The sequence below is a fragment of the Aliiroseovarius sp. Z3 genome (assembly GCF_029105185.1).
GTDB lineage: Bacteria > Pseudomonadota > Alphaproteobacteria > Rhodobacterales > Rhodobacteraceae > Aliiroseovarius.
Window position 1 is genome coordinate 84,505 of the sequence record NZ_JAFMZK010000004.1, and the last position, 20,548, is coordinate 105,052.

The 20,548-nt window shown below is 58.4% G+C and carries 17 protein-coding genes; 10 read left to right on the forward strand and 7 right to left on the reverse strand.

Going from position 1 to position 20,548, the window contains the following annotated elements:
* Positions 1-7 precede the first annotated feature (7 nt).
* The 4 genes from nikC (at position 8) to J3R80_RS08555 (ending at position 3,296) form a co-directional block, all read left to right on the forward strand.
* Positions 8-916 (forward strand): nickel transporter permease, encoded by a 909-nt coding sequence (gene nikC / locus J3R80_RS08540; RefSeq protein ID WP_275393352.1) that lies wholly within the window; start codon positions 8-10, stop codon positions 914-916.
* On the forward strand, positions 916-1,773 hold the full coding sequence (locus J3R80_RS08545) for an ABC transporter ATP-binding protein (RefSeq protein ID WP_275393353.1): 858 nt from the start codon (positions 916-918) through the stop codon (positions 1,771-1,773). The genes nikC and J3R80_RS08545 overlap by 1 nt, the downstream gene beginning before the upstream one ends.
* Positions 1,770-2,510, forward strand: a complete 741-nt coding sequence (locus J3R80_RS08550; protein WP_275393354.1) for an ABC transporter ATP-binding protein — start codon at positions 1,770-1,772, stop codon at positions 2,508-2,510. Before J3R80_RS08545 ends, J3R80_RS08550 begins: the two co-directional genes overlap by 4 nt.
* 132 nt (positions 2,511-2,642) lie before the next feature.
* Positions 2,643-3,296 (forward strand): Crp/Fnr family transcriptional regulator, encoded by a 654-nt coding sequence (locus tag J3R80_RS08555; RefSeq protein ID WP_275393355.1) that lies wholly within the window; start codon positions 2,643-2,645, stop codon positions 3,294-3,296.
* Positions 3,297-3,606: 310 nt separating this feature from the next.
* Here the strand turns inward: J3R80_RS08555 and J3R80_RS08560 are convergent, their stop codons facing one another.
* Positions 3,607-6,489, reverse strand: coding sequence for an AAA family ATPase (locus J3R80_RS08560; RefSeq protein WP_275393356.1), 2,883 nt, complete (start codon positions 6,487-6,489; stop codon positions 3,607-3,609).
* Positions 6,490-6,496: 7 nt separating this feature from the next.
* Entirely contained in the window at positions 6,497-9,409 is a 2,913-nt protein-coding gene (locus J3R80_RS08565) for an acetoacetate decarboxylase family protein (RefSeq protein ID WP_275393357.1), read from the reverse strand.
* 405 nt (positions 9,410-9,814) lie between these two features.
* Here J3R80_RS08565 and J3R80_RS08570 point away from each other — a divergent pair, with 405 nt between their 5' ends.
* Both J3R80_RS08570 and J3R80_RS08575 read left to right on the forward strand, forming a co-directional pair.
* Positions 9,815-10,267, forward strand: coding sequence for a MarR family transcriptional regulator (locus J3R80_RS08570; RefSeq protein ID WP_275393358.1), 453 nt, complete (start codon positions 9,815-9,817; stop codon positions 10,265-10,267).
* Between the two features lie 142 nt (positions 10,268-10,409).
* Complete coding sequence (locus J3R80_RS08575; protein WP_275393359.1) at positions 10,410-11,660, forward strand: imelysin family protein; 1,251 nt, start codon at positions 10,410-10,412, stop codon at positions 11,658-11,660.
* A 54-nt stretch (positions 11,661-11,714) separates the two neighbouring features.
* Here J3R80_RS08575 and J3R80_RS08580 read toward each other — a convergent pair whose 3' ends face one another.
* Positions 11,715-12,818: a CaiB/BaiF CoA-transferase family protein gene (locus J3R80_RS08580; protein ID WP_275393360.1), complete on the reverse strand. Its 1,104-nt coding sequence runs from the start codon at positions 12,816-12,818 to the stop codon at positions 11,715-11,717.
* Positions 12,819-12,826: 8 nt separating this feature from the next.
* Positions 12,827-13,408: a cupin domain-containing protein gene (locus J3R80_RS08585; protein WP_275393361.1), complete on the reverse strand. Its 582-nt coding sequence runs from the start codon at positions 13,406-13,408 to the stop codon at positions 12,827-12,829.
* A 137-nt stretch (positions 13,409-13,545) separates the two neighbouring features.
* Here J3R80_RS08585 and gabT point away from each other — a divergent pair, with 137 nt between their 5' ends.
* Complete coding sequence (gene gabT, locus J3R80_RS08590) at positions 13,546-14,841, forward strand: 4-aminobutyrate--2-oxoglutarate transaminase (protein ID WP_275393362.1); 1,296 nt, start codon at positions 13,546-13,548, stop codon at positions 14,839-14,841.
* A gap of 3 nt (positions 14,842-14,844) precedes the next feature.
* Positions 14,845-16,056 carry an acyl-CoA dehydrogenase gene (locus J3R80_RS08595; RefSeq protein WP_275393363.1) on the forward strand — a complete coding sequence of 404 codons (1,212 nt, stop codon included), beginning with the start codon at positions 14,845-14,847 and terminating at the stop codon, positions 16,054-16,056.
* A 53-nt stretch (positions 16,057-16,109) separates the two neighbouring features.
* Here J3R80_RS08595 and J3R80_RS08600 read toward each other — a convergent pair whose 3' ends face one another.
* Positions 16,110-16,262, reverse strand: coding sequence for a hypothetical protein (locus J3R80_RS08600; RefSeq protein ID WP_275393364.1), 153 nt, complete (start codon positions 16,260-16,262; stop codon positions 16,110-16,112).
* Between the two features lie 40 nt (positions 16,263-16,302).
* Between J3R80_RS08600 and J3R80_RS17290 the strand changes: the two genes are divergently transcribed.
* Complete coding sequence (locus J3R80_RS17290) at positions 16,303-16,680, forward strand: metal ABC transporter permease (protein WP_343075819.1); 378 nt, start codon at positions 16,303-16,305, stop codon at positions 16,678-16,680.
* Between the two features lie 19 nt (positions 16,681-16,699).
* Complete coding sequence (locus J3R80_RS08610) at positions 16,700-17,572, forward strand: phosphate acyltransferase (RefSeq protein WP_275393365.1); 873 nt, start codon at positions 16,700-16,702, stop codon at positions 17,570-17,572.
* Here the strand turns inward: J3R80_RS08610 and pta are convergent.
* On the reverse strand, positions 17,569-18,573 hold the full coding sequence (gene pta / locus J3R80_RS08615) for a phosphate acetyltransferase (RefSeq protein WP_275393366.1): 1,005 nt from the start codon (positions 18,571-18,573) through the stop codon (positions 17,569-17,571). The two genes, J3R80_RS08610 and pta, sit on opposite strands and share 4 nt — an antisense overlap.
* A gap of 107 nt (positions 18,574-18,680) precedes the next feature.
* Entirely contained in the window at positions 18,681-20,453 is a 1,773-nt protein-coding gene (gene xsc / locus J3R80_RS08620; RefSeq protein WP_275393367.1) for a sulfoacetaldehyde acetyltransferase, read from the reverse strand.
* Between the last annotated feature and the right edge of the window lie 95 nt (positions 20,454-20,548).

Sequence of the window (20,548 nt, forward strand, 5' to 3'; positions counted from 1 at the left end):
ACAATCAATGACCGAACAAACACTAAAACAATGGCTGCTGACGGATACGCCGACCTCGCGTCGCCACGCGAAGATCTCGGCGTTCTATCAGGGCTGGCTGTCGTTTCGCAGCAACACGATGGCGATGATCGGACTGGGCATTCTGGTGGCGCTGGTGGTGATTGCCGCCGCTGCGCCCCTGCTGGCACCGCATGACCCGTTCGTGCAGGACCTTGGCAACCGGCTGGCGCCTTTGGGGTCGGAAAACCACGTCTTCGGCACTGACAGTCTGGGCCGGGATATCCTGTCGCGGCTGATCTATGGGGCGCGGATCACGCTTTACATCGTGGCGCTGGTCGCGCTGATTGCGCCCGTGGCCGGGCTGCTGGTCGGCACGATCTCGGGTTATGTCGGGGGCTGGACAGATACGATCCTGATGCGGATCACCGACATCTTTCTGGCCTTCCCCCGTCTGGTTCTGGCGCTGGCCTTCGTGGCGGCGCTGGGCGCGGGGATCGAGAATGCGGTGCTGGCCATTTCGCTGACCGCATGGCCGCCATACGCGCGGATTGCGCGGGCTGAAACGCTGACAATCCGGTCATCGGATTATATCAGCGCGATCAAGCTGCAAGGGGCGGGGGCGCTTCGCATCATCACCAAACACATATGGCCGCTTTGTATTTCGTCGCTGATCGTGCGGGTGACGCTGGACATGGCGGGGATCATTCTGGCGGCAGCCGGTCTGGGCTTCCTTGGTCTTGGCGCACAACCCCCCAGCCCGGAATGGGGCGCGATGATTTCCGAAGGGCGTCGGTTCATTCTGGATCACTGGTGGGTTGCCACCATGCCCGGACTTGCCATTTTCACGGTGTCCTTGGCGTTCAATCTTCTTGGCGACGGTTTGCGTGATGTCCTAGATCCGAAGGCAGGTGAATGATGAGTGTGCTTCTTGATGTCGAAAACCTGTGGGTAAAGTTCCCGTCCCGCCACGGTGTGTTTGACGCAGTGCGCGGGGTATCCTTCACGCTGGGACGCGAGCGGTTGGGGATCGTGGGCGAAAGCGGTTCGGGCAAATCCATGACCGGGCGCGCCATTTTGCGCCTGATCCGCCCGCCCGGGATTGTCGAGGCGGATCATATCAACCTTGAAGGTGTGAACCTGCTGGACAAGACCGAGAAGGAAATGCGCGACGTGCGCGGGCAGCGGATCAGTATGGTGATGCAGGATCCGAAATTTTCGCTTAATCCCGTGATGACGATTGGTGATCAGATCATCGAGGCATACCGCTTGCACAGCAAAGCCTCGAAAGCCGAGGCTTACAAAAAATCGCTGGAGATGCTGGAAGCGGTGTCGATCCGTGACCCCGAACGCGTTATGCGCGCCTATCCACATGAAATGTCGGGTGGGATGGGGCAGCGGATCATGATCGCCATGATGCTGATCCCGAACCCCCAGATCCTCATCGCGGACGAACCGACCTCGGCTTTGGATGTGTCGGTGCAGCGACAAGTTCTTGATATCATGGATAAGCTGGTCAAGGATCGCGGTATGGGGCTGATTTTCATCAGCCATGACCTGAACCTTGTCGCCGATTTCTGCGACCGGGTGCTGATCATGTATGCAGGACGGATTGTCGAGGTATGTGACGCTGAAAAGCTGCATGCAGCAAAGCACCCCTATACCCGCGGGCTGCTGAATTCCCTTCCCCGGCTGGATGCGCCCCGCGACCGTCTGGAGGTGTTACAACGTGACCCGGCATGGTCCGAGGCGCCAAGTGTGAGTGGACGCGTATGAAGATGTTGGAAGTTCAGGACCTGAACGTTTGGTTCGGTGGCGGTCGCGACCGGGTGGACGCCGTCAAACATGCCTCATTCGATGTGGCGCAGGGCGAGAGTTTCGGTCTGGTCGGCGAAAGCGGGTCGGGAAAGTCCACGATCTTGCGTGCCATCACCGGATTGGCGCCTGATTGGTCAGGCAAGATCATGGTCGAGGGGCAAGCGATTGGGCACAAGCGACCCAGGACATTTTTCAAGACCGTTCAGATGGTGTTTCAGGATCCATATGCTTCGCTTCATCCACGCCATTCGGTTGATCAGGTGCTGGGTGAAACCCTGCAGCTGCATGGGTTCAAGGATATTGATGCGCGGGTAGTGAAGCTGCTGGACGATGTTGGGTTGGGGCAGAAGTTCCGTTTCCGTTATCCGCATCAGCTGTCTGGTGGTCAACGACAACGCGTGGCGATCGCCCGCGCTCTTGCGCCTGAACCTGATCTGCTTTTGCTGGACGAACCCACTTCGGCGCTGGATGTGTCGGTGCAGGCGGAAATCCTGAACCTGCTGGCTGACCTGCGCACGGAACACAATCTGACCTATGTAATGGTGTCCCATGACCTGTCTGTGGTCGGCCATATGTGCGACCGGCTGGCGGTCATGAAGGATGGCGAGATCGTCGAGGTGCTGGATGTCGATGTGCTGAGACACCTGAATGCCGAACATCCGTATTCAAGGCAGCTATTGGAAGCCTCGCTTTGACAGGTCTCTGGTCGTTCCTGGTTGATCCCGACGACCGACGCTAACATGTTTCCCTTCACAGCCATCTGATTTAAGCATCAGATCAGTTTTGCAACGCCAGATGCATACTGTCTGAGGGTTCGGGGGGATACAATGGTCATTGAAGCGCTAGAGCGTCAGACGTTTGAACTTCTTGCGGGGAAGGGGCGGCGGCGTGACTTCAAGAAGGGCGCGCAGATTTTCAGTCATGGCGAGCCTGGGGCATCGTTGCTGATCGTGGAAACCGGTCGGGCTGAAGTCAGCATCACAACCGCAACGGGCCAGAAGTCCATTTTGGGCCTTGTCGGCACCGGTGATGTCATCGGTGATATTGCCTGTCTGGATGGCGGACCGCGCAGTGCAGATGTGGTCGCCATCGAGCCGCTAACCGGTCTGGAGGTTGCCCGCCGGGATGTCCTGCAAATCCTGAAAGAGGATGGCGACAGCGCCATTCTTGTCATCATGGCCCTATGCCAGAAAGCCCGTAATGCGTCCGAGATGTTCGAGCTGAAGGCGCTGGCCAGTGGCCGGTCGCGTCTGGCCAGCTGCATCCTGCGTTTGTTGAAGGATCAGAACGGTGAAGCCGGTGTAAGCCGGGTTCAGGTCAGCCAAAGTTGGTTGGGGGCTTATGCGGGTCTGACACGCGAAAACGTAAACAGGCAGCTGCGGATGTGGGCCACGGACGGCATCGCGCAGTTTGAAAAGGGGGCGGTCGTCGTTAAGAACCTTGGTGCTTTGGAAGATATCGCGCTGAACGATGGCGACTGAGAAATCGCGAGTGGCCGCAGCTTTCAGGAAATAATCACATATTTGCTGCAAACATGGCTGAATGTGTGACCTGCGTCACAAGTTTTGACGCATTTGATGGTTATACACAGAACTGGAAGCGCTGAAGGCCCTAACACAAAAGGTTTTTTAGCACGATAACTTAGCAAGGTATCGCTTTGGGTGGCCGCTTCGCGGCGTTGGAGCGACATTAAGTCCCGGCATATGCCGGACATTTCCGGGGTGCTTCCGCCTGACAGATGACGGTCGGGTAGGGCTACATCAATTTTGGTGGCCGTGAGTGGTGAAGGCGCTACGTCAGCTCCGGGTTGTCCGACCCGGAGGCGCCGACCGCCCCTCTTTCTATTTCTTCACGGATCGCTTCGAAACGGGACGACCATTCACGTTCGCCGCGTGTTTCGATCATCTCTGAGGCTTGTTGGATCAGGTTTCGTGCATCTTCAATATCGCCCTGCGCGGCCTTCATCTTCGCCAACACCGCATTATAAAATGGTAGGTTCAACTGGGCGCCTATGGCGCTGGCGTGGCTGATGTAACCTTCGAACTCCGGCGCAGCATCAAGATTGCCGTCGTAAACTCTCAGCAGAGATTGCCACAACCGCCCGATCAATGACCAAAATCCAGCGTTCTGTTCATCTGCAATCTCTATTCCGGTCTGAATTTCAGAGAAGGCAAGCGGCAGGTGGCCGCCTTCGAAAAAGGCCTGCGCCCCGAAGATATGAATCCAAGGCAATTGGGTTGTCGCGCCGATCAGGTTCAAATGGCTCTTCGCCGCCTCGATCGCGGCCACGGCACCGTCCTTGTCGCCTTTGCGAATAAGTATATGCGCATCTGCCGACAGGACGGACGCCAGCGGGTCCGCGCCAATTTCGACAAACAGCATCCCGTGGTCTTCGGTGCGATAAAGTTTCTTCAATGCGTTGCTGCTGTATTCCGCAGCCTCGAAATCTCCGGAATACAGTTCTTGAGCCGTCTTATTGACCAGCCACAGGACAGAGAGTTCGTCAGGCCCGTCCTTGGCCATCTTCGCCATTTGGTCAACCAGTTCACGGCTGGCACGGACTTCACCGCTGATGATGCGGTGCGCGAACAAGCCATAGAGCGTGATCATCCGTTGTCGGTTGGTGCCCTTGGCATAGCTGACAGCGCTTTCCAGCTTCTTGTAGCTGTCCAGGACGGTCGGATGTGAGAATCCCAGCCGCTGTACCAACGCGCTGGCGAGCAGCGAAAGAACCGGAAGATACTCGTCGCGTGCAACGTCTTTCCCCTTCGCCTGCTTCTCCATATCCTTTTGCGCACTGTCCAGATACTTGATGGCGGGATCGAAGTTTGCCGCCATGAGCATTCGGATACCCGCAGCGATACAGGCAGACGGGATCTGGTCATGAGCTTTTGCAGCCAGAATGTGGTCGGCAAGAAGCTCTGGCAGACGGGCAACAAGATCCGGATCTTTCTGACGTAGCTGATCGGCAAACTGCAAATGAAGGGCGCGGCGGCGTTTGCCAGGCAGCATTTCATAGGCAGCGTCGCGTAAAAGGATGTGATCAAAGGTCAGTCCATCCCGCCGCTTGTGTAGAACTCCGTTGATGGTCAGCACTCGCAGTTCGTCCTCGATACTGCTGCGGTCAGGTAGCAGAAAGCCCGCATGTTCAGGATCAACAACGCGTCCAAGAACCGACAGGCATTGCACCACATCCTTCAAAGGACCAAGCCCGTTGATGATGGCCTGAAAGGTTGCTTCGATGGTTTGGGGCAGGGGCCGTTTACCGGCTTGATTGCCCAGCTGGCGGGCGCGTTCTGCAAGGGCCAACAGAAACAGCGGGTTGCCTTCTGCGCCGGAAATGATGTTGCGTCGCGTTTCGTCCGTCAGCTCTGCATAAGCGGAAAGTGCCACATATGCCGCTGCATCAGACAATGGCTGAAGGTCGATGGCGTGTATGTCAGTTTCTTCGATCAGCGCGGTCATCTGTTCGCAGCGTCGGCTGGTGATGATCATCCGGTTTGCGAAATCCGGATCGTCGATCAGATTACGCAGGACGGCGGCGCTTTCTTCATCGACCCAATGGAAGTCGTCGAATGCCAAAGCCGCTTTGTTATGCTGCGCAATTTTCTTTAGGGCCTCGGTCATCAAGGCGATCCGATGTGCCTTTTGTTGTTCCGGTGGAAGGGGCACGGGCGTCGCGTCATGCAGACCCAAAACGGATGCCATCAAATTCAGGTCTTGGTCACTTGGGGCGATGCCAATGCCCGACAGGTCAGCCTGCAACGTGGCCGAGGTCGAGGTGTCGGTCAGCGAAAGCTCGTTTCGCACGGCTTCAACAACAGGGAGAAGCGCCGTTTGGCTGAGGTTGGCGCGTGCGTAAAGGCTGATGACCGGTGTTGGATCAAGCCGGTGGTCCAGTTCGCTTAATACCGCTGATTTGCCGATCCCGGCAGGTCCAACCAGTGCGAAGGTTTTCGCCGTACCTCCCATGAGGACTGACAGTTCGCTCTCGCGCTCAAGAAGCGCCCGACCCGTGTCTGGCTGCTCAAGAAACGTGAAACCGGATACGCCGATTACATCAACGGGTTGGTCGATGCCTTTCAGCAGAAGTTGATCGTGCGACGTGATTTCGACGTCTGCCAGCCGGGACAGGAATGATTGTGTTTCCCCCGAGATGACGACGCCGCCGGTGGGGGCTTGTTCCTGCAGGCGGGCCGCGCGATTCACATGCAATCCGGCCAGCTGCGGAAACAGAGTGCCGGATTGACCGACCCGGCACATGACCTGACCGCTGTCGATCCCGACCCGGACATTCTGTCCATGCAGTTTTCCCGGTGCGTTTTTTGCAATGGACAGGCCTGCGGCAATGGCTGAAAGCGCGGAATCTTCCCCGTCATGGCCCAGCCCGAAACACGACAGCACACCATCGCCGTAGCGTTGCAAGACAGTGCCGCGATATGTGGTGACAACGTCGCTGACCAATGCGTGAAAAGCTGCGATAGTGTCGTCGTAATCCTCAATCTCGGCTGAACTTGCAAAGGCGGTCGACCCGACCAGATCGATAAACTGGATCGTCAGAACGCGCAGCTCGGGGTTTTGCGCATCCAGAACCGCTTCTGCACCACAATTTCCACAGAATTTCGCGCCCTGGGCCAAAGGCTCGGAGCAGACCAAGCAATTTTTTACCTGCATGACATCCTCAATCGTTGCGCCTGACCCAGGACCGTGCCTCTGCCGCATGTCTGACGCGGCGGCTGTCCAACGGGTTGGTCATGGACCACGAGCACCAGATGCGGAATGCGCCAGGAAGCCCCATGCCGCGATGATCCAATAAGGGTCCGACATCCATGCTTGTGTCGGGAAAGCCATCCGCGCTGGGATCCGAGACCGAAACCTCGCCAGTGACCGGCGCAACATAGGATCGGTCCAGCTGCAAATCGAAAGCGTTATAGAACATACGACCGCGGGCATTTCGGGTCACGAAGGTCATGTCCAGAAGGTCCGATATGGCTCCGTGGGCTGCATGGCCGGAGAGGGCGACCGGATCGCGATGCTGCTGGGCACAGAAATCGATGGACAATCCGTCCGCATTCGTGGCGGTGAAGCGGGTGTTCTCGACATTGATATCAGCTTCGGATTTCGGCATCGCATAGAAAAACTTGCCCGCAAAGATGGCCGAAGAATTGTTGACGTAAAGCCGCCGTGGATACAGAAGCGGCGCCGCTCGCCCCTCGTCCGTATGCGTATAGGGGATGGCGAATGTCGCTTCGCCATAGGGGCGCATTGCCAAGAAGTTCGGAATGAACGACCCGCGCACATTGTGATAGCTGCAAAAAGACATGCCAACCGGGTGATAACCCGGCCGCACCATTGGGCAGTGGCCCAGATGGATACCGTCGGGCAGCATTGCCGCCACTTCATCACGAGGTCGTTCATAGAAGAAGAACACGCCCGTCATCTCGCCCCGTGCAAAGAACGGGGTCAGCGGCCAGGAGGTTCCGGAAATCGAGTTCGTCTGAAACATCGCCTTTTCAGGCAGGGTGTTTTCGCGCGGGATATCGTCAGCGCCGACATTGGGAAGCTCGACCCCGGTGATGGCCGATGCACAGGCGATCCCGGACATTGTGGCCCCCTCAACGCAGCCTGCGTTCAGCCCGCAACGGGTCCAGTCCCCTGCAAGATACAAGTTGGAAAACCCGCTCTCGGATGGGGCGAGGCGATGATAGACACTGTTGGTAACAGAGAGAACATAGCGTTCAGACCCATACATGTTGACGCGCGAATATACTGCCGCCTCGGGGCTTTGATAGAAAAGCCCCTTGTCGAACTTGCCGCGTTTCTTGGCCTTGGGCCATATGTCCGGCAGGTCTTTGTCCATCCATGTTGCGACATGGCTGTCGAACTCATCCAATGTTTCTCCATCCAGCGCAGGTGCACAGAAATACGAGATCGACGTGGGGCCGGGATCGGGCCAGGCCTCGTGTGGGATCAGGTGGGACATGTCTGCCCAGGTGTCCAACGGTTCGGCAAATCCGGTGATGATCGTCCGCATCGGGGAAGGGGGGATTGCCTTAGGATTGTTGTGGGCTTCTACCTGACCGTCCCATCCCAAGTCCTTGGCGGACTTGGTCAGCCAAAGCTGTGCGGCGTGGGTTCCAACAGTTTTCACCCTGTCCAGCATGAGGCGCCAACGGTCTGACGCCGCCGACAACTCGCGCGTCATGTATGGCAGAGACCCCAGCGACGCCCCCAACAGAACGATGTCGAAATCCTTGCCGCGTTCCAACACGAATGGTGCGCCGGTAGGCGGCGATTTTTCGCATTCGAAATCGACGCCCCGCGCCTTCAGCTTTGCGCCGTCCACAAGTTGCGACCAAAGCGGCTCGGACGGCCAGCAGGGCAGGCCGCCGACATCGACCAATGGCTGGTAAGGCCCCGATTTCACCTCGGCCTGACGGACCATTGACAGGCGATCGACACGGGTGCCGCTGTCGTTCAAATGCAGATCGCGGGCCGCACAGAAAAACTCGAACTTAACGCCCAAGGCAGAAAGTACTTGATAGTAGGGGCCGAAAATCGTGTCTCCCATCCCGGCCTGCATCTTGTGAAAGATCGACGTGGAGTAGGTGAAAATCAGGCGCGACATGGCGCGGATCGCGGTGCCTGCACCGGTGTCCCCCTGCCGATCCGTGTTGCCTTGCGGAAAGCCGAACACGAAGTCATAGCAGCCACGAATGGCAACCCAATCCAGTGCCTGATCGCTTGCGTTGTTCATTCGCAACCAGTCTGTGAACTCCCACTGATCAAGCACATCATAGCCGCTGGTGAACGTGTCGGACCCAACGACCCCGCGCATATAGGCCAGTCCGATATCCACCAGATAAAGGCCGCGGCGTTTTGCGTCGTCTTGCAGGTTTTCAGGCGTTTCCATCGCATGGACGGCGTTCTGCGCGTCAATGATGAAGTCCAGAAGGATGTTCGTATCGCGCGCGGAGTGCTTTGCCGGGTTAGCGGGCATTGCCGTCACATGGCGGTGAATGGCCTGATGATGGTCAAGCAGACCGGACGGAAGCGCGATCCCCAACTGGTGATGAGGGCCGTCTTCCAGCTCGCCTTTCTTCATGAACTCGATGACGATCTCGAGGATGCGCATCATCATCTGGAACGGGCCGGGGACTTTGGTTTCGGAACCCGGCTGTTTGGTGTTGCCGGGCAGGTCAATCACCCATGGGCGCCATTGGTTGTCATCCAGGGCCGTGGTCGGAACGCGTTCGGCCAGGAACAGGTGGGACAGGGGTTTGAAGGCCTTGTCCATCGTGCCGAGTGGATCGCTTGCTTTGCGAAGCCCCAGCTCGACCAACTGTTCATAGCAACGTCGCATGTTGCGAAAGGCGTTGTCATAGAAACCCGCCCATACATGCAAACCGTGTTCTTCGATCCTTTGACCAAACTCGGCATTGCGACCGCTGGCACCTTTGCCTCCGTTGCGCCATCCCATTTGGTAAATCGTGATGTCGTATTTCTTGTCCCAGTCCGGCGTTTGCGTGATGGCATATACTGCCGTAATCGCACCTACACCGCCGCCAATCACGGCAATCTTCTGTTTGGCCATCCCCATGTCCTTGTTATTATAAGAAAACCCGTCTCGTTGTGGCATTCTGTTGGTGCCAGACAGCTCTCCTTCTGGTTAATTTCTACATTAACACTCGGTTAATTTCTACGTTAACGATTTCCGTAAACGCGAATATCGAGCATGCAGACAGGGCGAAGGGCTGACTGATCTTTTTTGTTTTATGCGTGTCAATCGCGGCGCTGTTTGGGCCAAATCTAGTAAAAGTTGCGAAGGTTTTGACTTAATATCTCGAGGCGAGAGTGACGTCTTCCCAAGGCCCGGCTTGGTGCGCCACCGGTAAATCTGAACTCGTGCCGTGTTCCCGGTGTCCCTATTGCAAGTTAACGGTTGAACAAGGTCGCCGTCGCTTTTCTTATGTCAGGAACATGAGTTCAAGGAGCATTGATGTCCAAACCGTCAAAAGGGCCGACTGAGGCCAAGCTGCCACCGACCAGCCGTTCCCTTCCGATTGCGTTGATTCGTGCCCGCGAGAAGGTTATGGGGCCGGTGCGCGAGATGCTCGCTCCGATAGGTATCACCGAGCAACAATGGCGCATTCTTCGCGTATTGTCAGAGCACGGTCGACAGGATGCGACGCATCTGGGCGAGCGGACCGGTCTGCTTCTACCCAGTCTGACGCGGATTATTCAGTCGATGGTTGAAAACGGGTTCGTGACGCGCACGCAGGATACATCTGACCGGCGACGACAACTGCTCGCGATTACGGCGGCGGGGCAGCAGATTATCGACGACAATCTGAAACAGGCTGGGCAGATTGCGGACAGCTATGTGCGCCACCTTGGGCGGGAACAATACGAAGCGTTGTTGGACGCGTTAGAGCAGCTCGAGAGTTTATAACACATAGAAAAGAGATGATTACGTTTGCGGATATATTGGGGCATCAGTAGGGGTGATAAATCTGATAAAAAAAATCAGGAATGCTTTACCTGACTAAAAAACTCATCTATAGCGAGCCGGAACACAGAAAAACGAGGGCTCCATGTTTCGAACGACGCTTTTCACAACCACAGCACTTATTTGCTGTACCGTTTTTGCACAGGCATCCACGCCGGAAGACATCCTGAAAAACTATGCTGATATCGCGCAGGCCGGGTATGAAGACAGCCTTGCCCTTGCGCAAAAACTGAACACTGCGGTTGATGCGCTTCTGGCGTCTCCGACCGATGCCAACTTGGCAGCGGCCAAGGCGGCTTGGCTGGCCGCCCGCGTTCCCTATCAGCAGACCGAGGCGTTTCGGTTCGGCAACCCGTCGGTCGATGAATGGGAAGGCAAGGTGAATGCTTGGCCGCTGGACGAAGGTCTGATTGACTATGTGTCTGCCGACCTGGGTGCCAACGATGAAAACCCCTTCTCGACTGCAAACGTCATTGCGAACCCCGAACTAACCGTGGCGGGCGCAACAATTGATGCCGCTGAGATCACACCCGCCCTTCTGGAAAGCCTGCACGAGGTCGAAGGGATCGAGGCCAACGTGGCAACCGGCTATCACGCCATCGAATTCCTGCTCTGGGGGCAAGATCTGTCCGGCACCGATCATGGTGCTGGCCAGCGTCCCGTGACCGATTTCGATACGGCCAACTGCACCGGTGGCAACTGCGATCGACGCGCGGCGTATCTGAAGGCAGCAACTGATCTGCTGATCGCGGACCTTCAGGACGCAGTGGCCAACTGGTCCGAAGGCGGGCAGGGGCGCACTGATGCGACCGCAGATGCAAGCCGGGGCATTGTCATGGCCTTCACGGGGTTGGGCAGCCTTTCTTATGGCGAACAGGCCGGCGAGCGGATGAAGCTGGGCCTGCTGCTGAACGACCCGGAAGAAGAACATGACTGCTTCTCGGACAACACCCACAATTCGCATTACTTCGACGGGTTGGGCATTCGCAATGTCTATACCGGGCGCTACGTGCGGGTCGATGGTTCGGTTGTGGAAGGGCCGTCCCTGTATGATCTGGTGAAGGAACAGGACGAAACGTTGGCCAACAACCTGTTGGGTGACATGGATAAAACCATGGTCGCGCTGGGCGATATCCGCACCGCCGCCGAGGCAGGCACCTCCTACGATCAGATGTTGGGCGCGGGGCATCCGGGCGGGGCATTGGTGCAGAACGCGATTGACCATCTGGTTGCGCAGACCCGCAACATCGAACGCGCCGTGGCGCTGGTCGGGGCTGACGGCGTGACGATCGAAGGATCGGACAGCCTGGACAACCCGAACGCCGTGTTCGAGTAACACGTCGAAACTGACAGAACCGGAAAGGGCAGGCGTTGCGCGTCTGCCCTTTTTCTATTTCGGCAAGACGGGCGCAGATTTACCGAGCTTCAGGTCTGCGTCCGAAAACACCCACGGCCCACGCAGGCCGGGCACACCTTCTGGCGCGATCTGCATATCCCGATACTGTATCTGCGGGTTGGCGAAGGTCTGTTCCATTGTGTTGATCGGCCCAGCGGGAACGGTGGCATCCTCCAACGCGGTCAGGATATCGGCCATGGTCCAGTTTGAAAGACTTGCTTCGATCTCGGGCGTCAATGCAGTGCGGTTTGCGACGCGATCCTGATTGGTGGCAAAGCGAGTGTCCCCTGCCAGATCATCCCGCCCAATTACGGAGCAGAAACGTTGGAATTGCCCGTCATTGCCCACGGCCAGAATGATATACCCGTCTTTCACCGGGCAGACCTGATAAGGCGCGATGTTCGGGTGTTCATTGCCCATGCGCGTCGGGCTGTTACCTGTCGCAAGAAAATTCATCGCTTGGTTGGCCATCATCGCGGTGGCGCAGTCCAGTAGGCTCATGTCCACATGTTGCCCGCGCCCGGTGCGGTGGCGTTGCTCGACCGCGGCCAGAATGCCAATCGTGCCGTAAAGACCGGTGACGATATCGGTGATCGCGACGCCGACTTTCTGGGGTTGGCCCGCAGGGTCGCCGGTGACGGACATCAGCCCGGACAACCCTTGCAGAAGAAAGTCATATCCAGCGCGCTTTGCCCAAGGCCCATCCTGCCCGAACCCGGTGACGGAGCAATAGATCAGGCGCGGGTTGATGGCAGACAGGCTGTCATAGTCCAGCCCGTATTTTGCCAGACCGCCCACCTTGAAGTTTTCGATCAGGATGTCGGCATCCTTGATCAGATCGCGCACGGTCTGCTGACCCTCGGGCGTGCGGAAGTCTGCGGTGACGCAGTCCTTGCCCCGGTTCGCGCAATAGTAATAAGCGGCGGTCTTATCGCCATCCCGTTCAATGAAGGGCGGGCCCCATTTGCGCGTGTCGTCGCCATCGGGGCTTTCGACCTTCACCACCTCGGCCCCCAGATCGGCCAGCGATTGGCCGATCCACGGCCCTGCCAGAATGCGGGCAAGTTCAACGACTTTCAGTCCTTCAAGCGGGTGCATGGCGGCTCCTAGAGATATGGGGGGGTGCAGGCGGACACGACGCGGGCAGGCCGGTCCGATATGTTGCGAAAGCGATGAGGCTCGCGCGAGTTGAACAGATAGGCGTCGCCGGCTTTCAGCACGCGGGTGGCGTCGCCCACGGTGATTTCCAACTCGCCTTCGATCACGATGCCGCCTTCATTGGCCTCGTGTTCGATCATGGTTTCACCCGTGTCCGCGCCGGGTTCATAGAGTTCCTGCAAGACCTGAAGCCCGTGCGCCTTGGCGTCGCCCACCTGCTTGATGGTGATCATCCGCCGCGCGGCATCGTTGTCCTGATACAGCGCCGATGTCAGGTCGCGCAGTTCGGTCGGGGTAAAGAACACCTGGTGAGTCGCGGGGGCTTCGGGTTCAAAAAACTCGGACATGGACATGTTCAACCCGCCCAATATCTTGCGCAAAGAGGCGACGGAGGGTGAGGAGTGGTTTCGTTCGATCATCGAAATCTGCCCGTGCGGCACATTCGCCGCCTCGGCCAACTGTCTTTGAGATAAGCCAAATTGCTGTCTCAGCGTTTTCAGCCGTGTGCCGACGTCGAACTCATCCTGCATCCCATCCTCCTCCTGCTGCTGCCATCGGGCAGGCTGCGCCGGTTTCCGCTTTCGCAAATCTTGCGCAAAATTTTGATAGCATTGCTCAGAATTTTGCGCAATATGGGGCGGAATCAAATTTCTCGATGGGGGATCGCATGTCGAACACCGAACAATTGAAGGCGCGGCGCGCGGACGCTGTTGCCAATGGGGTTGCCACCCGCGGCATCTATGCCGCCCGTGCCGAAAACGCCGAGCTGTGGGACGTGGATGGCAAGCGTTTTATCGACTTTGCCGTCGGGATTGCCGTGAACAACACCGGCCATCGTCACCCCAAGATTATGGCAGCGGTGGCCCAGCAGGCCGAGGCGTTCACCCATACCTGTTTCCACGTCGCCCCTTATGAGGGTTATGTGAAGCTGGCCGAGCGTCTGAATGCGGCGACGCCTGGAGATTTTGCCAAGAAAACCATGCTGGTTACAACCGGCGCTGAAGCGGTTGAGAATGCCGTGAAGATGGCGCGCGCCTTCACCGGTCGCTCTGGTGTCATAGCCTTCACTGGCGCATTTCACGGGCGCACCCTGATGGGGATGGCGCTATGTGGCAAGGTGACGCCCTACAAGAAAGCCTTCGGTGCCATGCCGCCCGAAGTCGTGCACGTGCCCTTCCCGAACGCGTTTCACGGCGTGACTGTCGAGCAATCCCTGTCGGTGCTGGACAACATGTTCAAAAGCTCGATCGACCCCGAGCGGGTTGCCGCGATGATCATCGAGCCGGTGCAAGGGGAAGGGGGCTTCAACATTGCGCCGCCCGAGTTCCTGCGCGCCTTGCGAAAGATTTGCGACGAGCATGGCATTGTTCTGATTGCCGATGAAGTGCAGGCTGGTATGGCCCGAACCGGCAAGATGTTCGCCTTTGAGCATTCGGGCGTGGCAGCCGATCTTGTGACCATGGCCAAGGGGCTGGCAGGGGGCTTTCCGCTGTCGGCTGTGACGGGCCGTGCCGAGGTGGTGGATGCCGCCCCGGTGGGCGGGATCGGTGGCACTTATGCGGGCAACCCGTTGGCGGTTGCGGCCTCGCACGCTGTGCTGGATGTGATCGACGAGGAAAACCTGTGCACCCGTGCGACCGAGATTGGCGACAGGATCACTGCACGTCTGACCGACATCGCCGCCCGTCAGGGGATGGAAGCCATCGGTGATGTGCGCGGATTGGGCGCGATGGTCGCCTTTGAACTGGTCACAGATCGCGACACGAACGCGCCCGACACCGCGCTGACGCAAGCCATCGTGGCCGAGGCCGAAGCGCGTGGACTGATCATTCTGCCCTGCGGTACGCGCGCCAATGCCGTGCGACTGCTACCCCCGTTGACAGTTCCGATGGATCAGTTGGACGAAGCCCTCGATATTCTGGAGGCTTCCATCGAAGCCGCCATCAACGCGAAAGGAGCCTGAGATATGGCCCATCTTGCCCCTCAATCCCGCCCCGAACTGTCCAGCTTCAACTGGGAAGACCCCTTTCTGCTGGAAGACCAGTTGAATGAAGATGAGCGCATGGTGCGCGATGCGGCGAAAGCCTATTGCGCCGAGAAACTGGCCCCGCGCGTGACCGAGGCCTATGCCACCGAAACCACCGACCCGGAGATTTTCGCAGAAATGGGCGAGATGGGCCTTCTGGGCACCACCATCCCCGAGGAATATGGCGGCATCGGCGCAGGCTATGTGACCTATGGTCTGGTCGCCCGCGAAGTCGAAGGCATCGACAGCGGCTATCGTTCGATGATGTCGGTGCAGTCGTCGCTGGTGATGTACCCGATCTATGCCTATGGCTCGGAAGAACAGCGCAAGAAGTACCTGCCCAAGCTGGCCTCGGGCGAGTGGATCGGCTGTTTTGGTCTGACCGAACCTGATGCGGGCTCGGACCCCGGTAGCATGAAAACCATGGCCAAGAAGGTCGATGGGGGCTATGTGCTGAATGGCTCGAAAATGTGGATCTCGAACGCGCCGATTGCGGATGTGTTTGTGGTCTGGGCCAAGTCGGACGCCCATGACGGTAAAATCCGTGGCTTCGTACTGGACAAGGGCATGAAAGGCCTGTCCGCGCCGAAAATCGAAAACAAACTCAGCCTGCGCGCATCCATTACGGGCGAGATCGTGTTGGACGGTGTGGAAGTGTCGGAAGATGCGCTGCTGCCCAATGTCGAAGGCCTGAAAGGTCCGTTCGGCTGTCTGAACCGTGCCCGTTATGGCATCGCATGGGGCGCCATGGGCGCGGCCGAAAGCTGCTGGCACGCCGCGCGTCAATACGGTCTGGACCGCAAACAGTTCGGCAAGCCTTTGGCGCAAACGCAGCTGTTCCAACTGAAGCTCGCCAATATGCAGACCGAGATCGCGCTGGGCCTGCAAGCCGCCTTGCGCGTCGGTCGCCTGATGGACGAAGCCAAAGCCGCGCCCGAGATGGTTTCGATCATCAAGCGCAACAACTGTGGCAAGGCGCTGGACATCGCCCGCCACGCCCGTGACATGCATGGCGGCAACGGTATCTCGCTGGAATTCAACGTGATCCGCCATATGGTGAACCTTGAGACGGTGAACACCTATGAAGGCACCCATGACGTCCACGCCCTGATCCTGGGCCGGGCGCAAACCGGGCTGCAGGCGTTTTTCTAAGTCACCTAAACGAATGCGAAAGGGCGCCGGACGGCGCCCTTTGTGTTTGGTGATCAGCTATCCGTTCCGTTCAGGCAATCTGACAATGCATCGGCCTGCTGGCGCAGCAGTTGAAGATAGAGCTTGGGCTTGGGCGTCAGGTTGGTTCCGATAGGGTCCAGAATGCCGAACCCGTCCTCGGTTCCCTTCACCAGGTCACGCATCATATCCTCACCTTTAGTTGCGTCCGCGAATGCGCAATGGACTTTGCCGCAGGAGAGAAGTTCGCTGATTTCGGTCAAACGAGCGGCCGAGGGCGGCGCGCTGGTTCTTTACCATGCGGATTTCTTCAATGATCGGGGCGAGATCGTGGCCATCGTCGGTCCCAACCGGTCAGGAAAGTCCACATTGCTGTGTGCACTTCTGATCGCCGCGATGTTGATCATTCCAGCCGCGGCTGCACGTCTGGCGTCGGCAAGCCCGGTTGCCATGGCAGTGACGGCGGTGGTGATTGGCTGGATTGCCAGTCTGGCTGGACTTTGGGGATCGTTGCGGTATGACACCCCGGCGGGGCCATCAATCATCGTGGCGGCTGCGTTGATTTACCTGGTGTTGACGGGGTGCAGCACTCTGCGAAACACCTGACCTGGCTGAAGGAGCTTGCATGTCCGCCCTTGATCGCGCCACCCAAATCGCTCGGTCGGCCAAAGCCCGCGTCATTCTGCCCGAACGCGACGACCCGCGCATTGCTGTCGCTTCTGACCGATTGCAGAGCGAAGGGCTGGCCGTGCCCGTGCCCTTGTCCGAACTCGGCGGTCATCATGTAGACGCGTTGATGAAAGCACGACCGATGCGCGACAGCATTGCAACCCGGATGCTGGAGCGCCCTTTGATGCGGGCCGCGGCCATGGTGGCAACCGGAGAGGCTGACATTCTGGTCGCAGGCGCCATCGCCCCATCGCGCCGCGTGATCGAAGCGGCGTCGATGGTGATCGGGTTGGATAAGGGCGCCACCACGCCGTCCAGTTTCTTTCTGATGGTCATGCCCGATGGGCGTGAGTTGATTTTCGCCGATTGCGCGGTCAACGTGGACCCGGACCCCGCGCAGTTGGCGGATATTGCGCAGGTGTCATTGATCTCGGCCCAACGGCTTCTGGGCAATGCAAGCGTTGCGATGCTGTCCTATTCGACTGGTCAATCCGGCAGCGGTGCTTCGGTCGACAAGGTTGCGCAAGCGGCGCAACGATCGGGGTTTCCCGGCCCCGTTCAAGGCGATGCGGCGCTGAATCGCGCTGTGGCTGCGCAGAAGGGAAGCACCGGAGAGGGGGATGCCAACGTGTTGATCTTTCCCAATCTGGATGCGGGCAACATAGCTTACAAGCTGATGGTTGAACTGGCAGGCGCGTGCGCTTTCGGGCCGATCCTGCAAGGGTTCAAGCGCCCGGTCTGCGATCTGTCACGCGGGGCGACGGTTGATGACATCGTCGCCAGCACCGTTTTGGCGATCGCTGCGGATCAGATCGCACAGGCGGATTAGGTCGTCGCGCTGGCCTGGGCGGCGGTGACGGCGATCATGTGCAGAATATCCTCGGATGTGCAGCCGCGCGACAGGTCATTGGCGGGTTTGGACAATCCTTGAAGGATCGGGCCAATCGCGGTTGCACTCCCAACACGCTGGGCGATCTTGTAGGCGATGTTGCCGCTTTCCAGGTTTGGAAAAATGAACACATTGGCGGCCCCTTCCAGCGGACTGTCTTCGGCCTTTCGGGCCGCCACATCCGGTACGAAAGCGGCGTCAAACTGCAATTCTCCGTCGATCAGCAGGTCTGGGGCGTGATCCTTGGCAATGCCAGTGGCGGTGACCACCTTCGACACCGAATGATGGTCCGCGCTCCCCCGTGTCGAAAAGGACAGCATTGCAACGCGGGGCACCTCTCCCGTCAGTGTTTTGAAAGAGTCTGCCGATGACAGTGCGATCTTCGCCATTTCTTCGGCTGTTGGGTCCACGACCAAACCGCTATCGGCAAAGATCATCGCGCCTTTACGGGCATGATGCGCTTCACAAAACAGCATCAGGAAGAAGCTGGACACAAGCGTGTTGCCCGGCTTCGTGCCAATGATCTGGATGGCGGTGCGCACAATCTCGGCGGTGGTGGCCACCGCGCCGCCCACCGTGCCATCTGCGTGCCCGGCCTTTACCATCAGGGCGGCAAAGGCATGTGGGTTCAATACCGCAGTCTCAGCATCGGCACGGGTAACCCCTTTGTGCCGGCGCAGGTCGTGGTAAAGGGCGGTCAGTTCGGGCAGGTGGGTGGACGTGGCCGGATCGTGGAGCGTGATTCCGTCAACGATATTCAAGCCGAGGGCTCTGAATTTATCTTCGATTTCGCCCGGATTTCCGACCAAACCGATCTGTGCAATCCCCTGCGCGGCTGCGTCATGGGCCGCTTGCACCACACGTAACGCGGTGCCTTCAGACAGCATGATCCTGTGACGAGACCGTGCGGCATTGCGCAGGAGTGTTTCCAGCGGCTTCATTGAGGACACGCCTTCTGTTCAGGACCGGTTCACAGGTGTCGGTTTTCGTCCCGCCACCGTTGCGCCGGTCAGATTGGCCGGGCGTCAACACAACGCCGGCCCTGTCTTCAGACCTTCTGCGGTCGCATGTCGTCCTTGCTGATCCCGGCGACAACAACCGGTTTTTTCATCGCATCGCGGCGGAACGGTTCGCCAAGTTCCTGATTGATCATTGCTTCGATGATCGTGGTCTTGCCGTCCTTCTGATCCTTGATCGCCTGATCCAGTGCAGCGGTCAATTCGTCCATTGTGCGGGCAACGACGCCTTGCAGTCCGCAGGCCTTTGCGATGCCAGCATAGCTGACCTGAGTGTCTAGTTCGGTACCGACGAAGTTATCGTCATACCACAGGGTCGAGTTTCGCTTCTCGGCCCCCCACTGGTAGTTGCGGAACACGATCTGCGTTACAGCGGGCCATTCCTCGCGACCAATTGCGGTCAACTCCGTGACGGCGATGCCGAACGCACCGTCGCCCGAGAAACCAACGACCGGCGTGTCTGGGCAACCGATCTTGGCACCGACAACAGCAGGCAGGCCATAACCGCAGGGACCAAAAAGACCGGGTGCCAGATATTTCCGGCCAGCCTCGAATGTTGGATAGGCGTTGCCGATGGCGCAGTTGTTGCCAATGTCGGATGAAATGATCGCCTCTTTCGGCAATGCAGCCTGAATGGCGCGCCATGCCATGCGGGGGCTCATCCAATCCGGTTTTGCGCCGCGGGCACGTTCGTTCCATGTGGTGCCGGGATCATCTTCTTCGTGATCCATGGATGACAATTGCTGTGCCCATGCCGATTTGGTCTGCGCGATCACTGATCTCCGCTCTTCCCGCCCGTCATCGCCCGCGTCTGCGGTCAGTTTGTGCAGCAGAGTCGAGGCGACCTTCTTAGCATCGCCGACGATACCGACACTGATCTTCTTGGTCAGGCCGATGCGGTCGGGGTTAATGTCCACCTGAATGATCTTGGCGTCTTTGGGCCAATAATCCAGCCCGTAACCCGGCAAGGTCGAAAAGGGGTTCAGTCGGGTGCCAAGTGCCAGAACCACGTCTGCTTTCTGGATCAGCTCCATCCCCGCCTTGTTGCCGTTGTAACCCAACGGACCGGCGAAAAGGGGGTGGCTACCGGGGAAGGCATCATTGTGTTGATACCCTACGCAAACCGGGGCATCGAGCCGTTCGGCCAATTCCATGGATTCGGCAATCGCGCCACCCAGCACCACGCCCGCACCGTTCAGGATAACCGGAAATTTGGCGTTGGACAGAAGGTCAGCCGCCTCTGACAGTGCCTGTTCGCCGCCAGCAGGGCGTTCGAATTCTGTTATAGCGGGCAGGTCGATGTCGATCACCTGTGTCCAGTAATCACGAGGCATGTTGATCTGTGCAGGGGCACTGGCGCGCTTTGCATTTATGATGACGCGGTTCAGCACTTCGGCGACGCGTGAAGGGTCGCGGACTTCTTCCTGATAGGCCACGCAATCGGCGAACATGTTCATCTGCTCGATTTCCTGGAACCCGCCCTGACCAATGGTCTTGTTGGCTGCCTGAGGCGTTACCAGCAACAGGGGTGTGTGGTTCCAATAGGCGGTTTTCACGGCTGTTACGAAATTCGCGATACCGGGGCCGTTCTGAGCGATCATCATGCTCATCTTGCCCGTGGCGCGGGTGTAGCCATCGGCCATCATGCCGCCAGACCCTTCATGGGCGCAGTCCCAGAAAGTGATGCCAGCGGCTGGGAAATTGTCGGAAATCGGCATGAAGGCCGAGCCGATAATGCCAAACGCGTGCTCGATTCCGTGCAGCTGCAGCGTTTTTACAAAGGCTTCTTCCGTGGTCATCTTCATCTGGTACTCTCCCTTGGAAATAACACGTGTCGCCGGGTTGGACGGCGTGTCTTTGAGAATAGTGTTAGGCAGCGGAAGAGGGAGACTATAGGGCC

Excerpts from the sequence above, each read along its gene's own strand:
- xsc (WP_275393367.1), bottom strand. The coding sequence starts at position 20,453 with ATGAAGATGACCACGGAAGAAGCCTTTGTAAAAACGCTGCAGCTGCAC.
- J3R80_RS08565 (WP_275393357.1), bottom strand. The coding sequence starts at position 9,409 with ATGGCCAAACAGAAGATTGCCGTGATTGGCGGCGGTGTAGGTGCGATT.
- nikC (WP_275393352.1), top strand. The coding sequence starts at position 8 with ATGACCGAACAAACACTAAAACAATGGCTGCTGACGGATACGCCGACC.
- gabT (WP_275393362.1), top strand. The coding sequence starts at position 13,546 with ATGTCGAACACCGAACAATTGAAGGCGCGGCGCGCGGACGCTGTTGCC.
- J3R80_RS08545 (WP_275393353.1), top strand. The coding sequence starts at position 916 with ATGAGTGTGCTTCTTGATGTCGAAAACCTGTGGGTAAAGTTCCCGTCC.
- J3R80_RS08560 (WP_275393356.1), bottom strand. The coding sequence starts at position 6,489 with ATGCAGGTAAAAAATTGCTTGGTCTGCTCCGAGCCTTTGGCCCAGGGC.
- J3R80_RS08585 (WP_275393361.1), bottom strand. The coding sequence starts at position 13,408 with ATGCAGGATGAGTTCGACGTCGGCACACGGCTGAAAACGCTGAGACAG.
- J3R80_RS08580 (WP_275393360.1), bottom strand. The coding sequence starts at position 12,818 with ATGCACCCGCTTGAAGGACTGAAAGTCGTTGAACTTGCCCGCATTCTG.
- J3R80_RS08575 (WP_275393359.1), top strand. The coding sequence starts at position 10,410 with ATGTTTCGAACGACGCTTTTCACAACCACAGCACTTATTTGCTGTACC.
- J3R80_RS08610 (WP_275393365.1), top strand. The coding sequence starts at position 16,700 with ATGTCCGCCCTTGATCGCGCCACCCAAATCGCTCGGTCGGCCAAAGCC.
- J3R80_RS08550 (WP_275393354.1), top strand. The coding sequence starts at position 1,770 with ATGAAGATGTTGGAAGTTCAGGACCTGAACGTTTGGTTCGGTGGCGGT.
- J3R80_RS08595 (WP_275393363.1), top strand. The coding sequence starts at position 14,845 with ATGGCCCATCTTGCCCCTCAATCCCGCCCCGAACTGTCCAGCTTCAAC.
- pta (WP_275393366.1), bottom strand. The coding sequence starts at position 18,573 with ATGAAGCCGCTGGAAACACTCCTGCGCAATGCCGCACGGTCTCGTCAC.
- J3R80_RS08570 (WP_275393358.1), top strand. The coding sequence starts at position 9,815 with ATGTCCAAACCGTCAAAAGGGCCGACTGAGGCCAAGCTGCCACCGACC.
- J3R80_RS08600 (WP_275393364.1), bottom strand. The coding sequence starts at position 16,262 with ATGATGCGTGACCTGGTGAAGGGAACCGAGGACGGGTTCGGCATTCTG.
- J3R80_RS08555 (WP_275393355.1), top strand. The coding sequence starts at position 2,643 with ATGGTCATTGAAGCGCTAGAGCGTCAGACGTTTGAACTTCTTGCGGGG.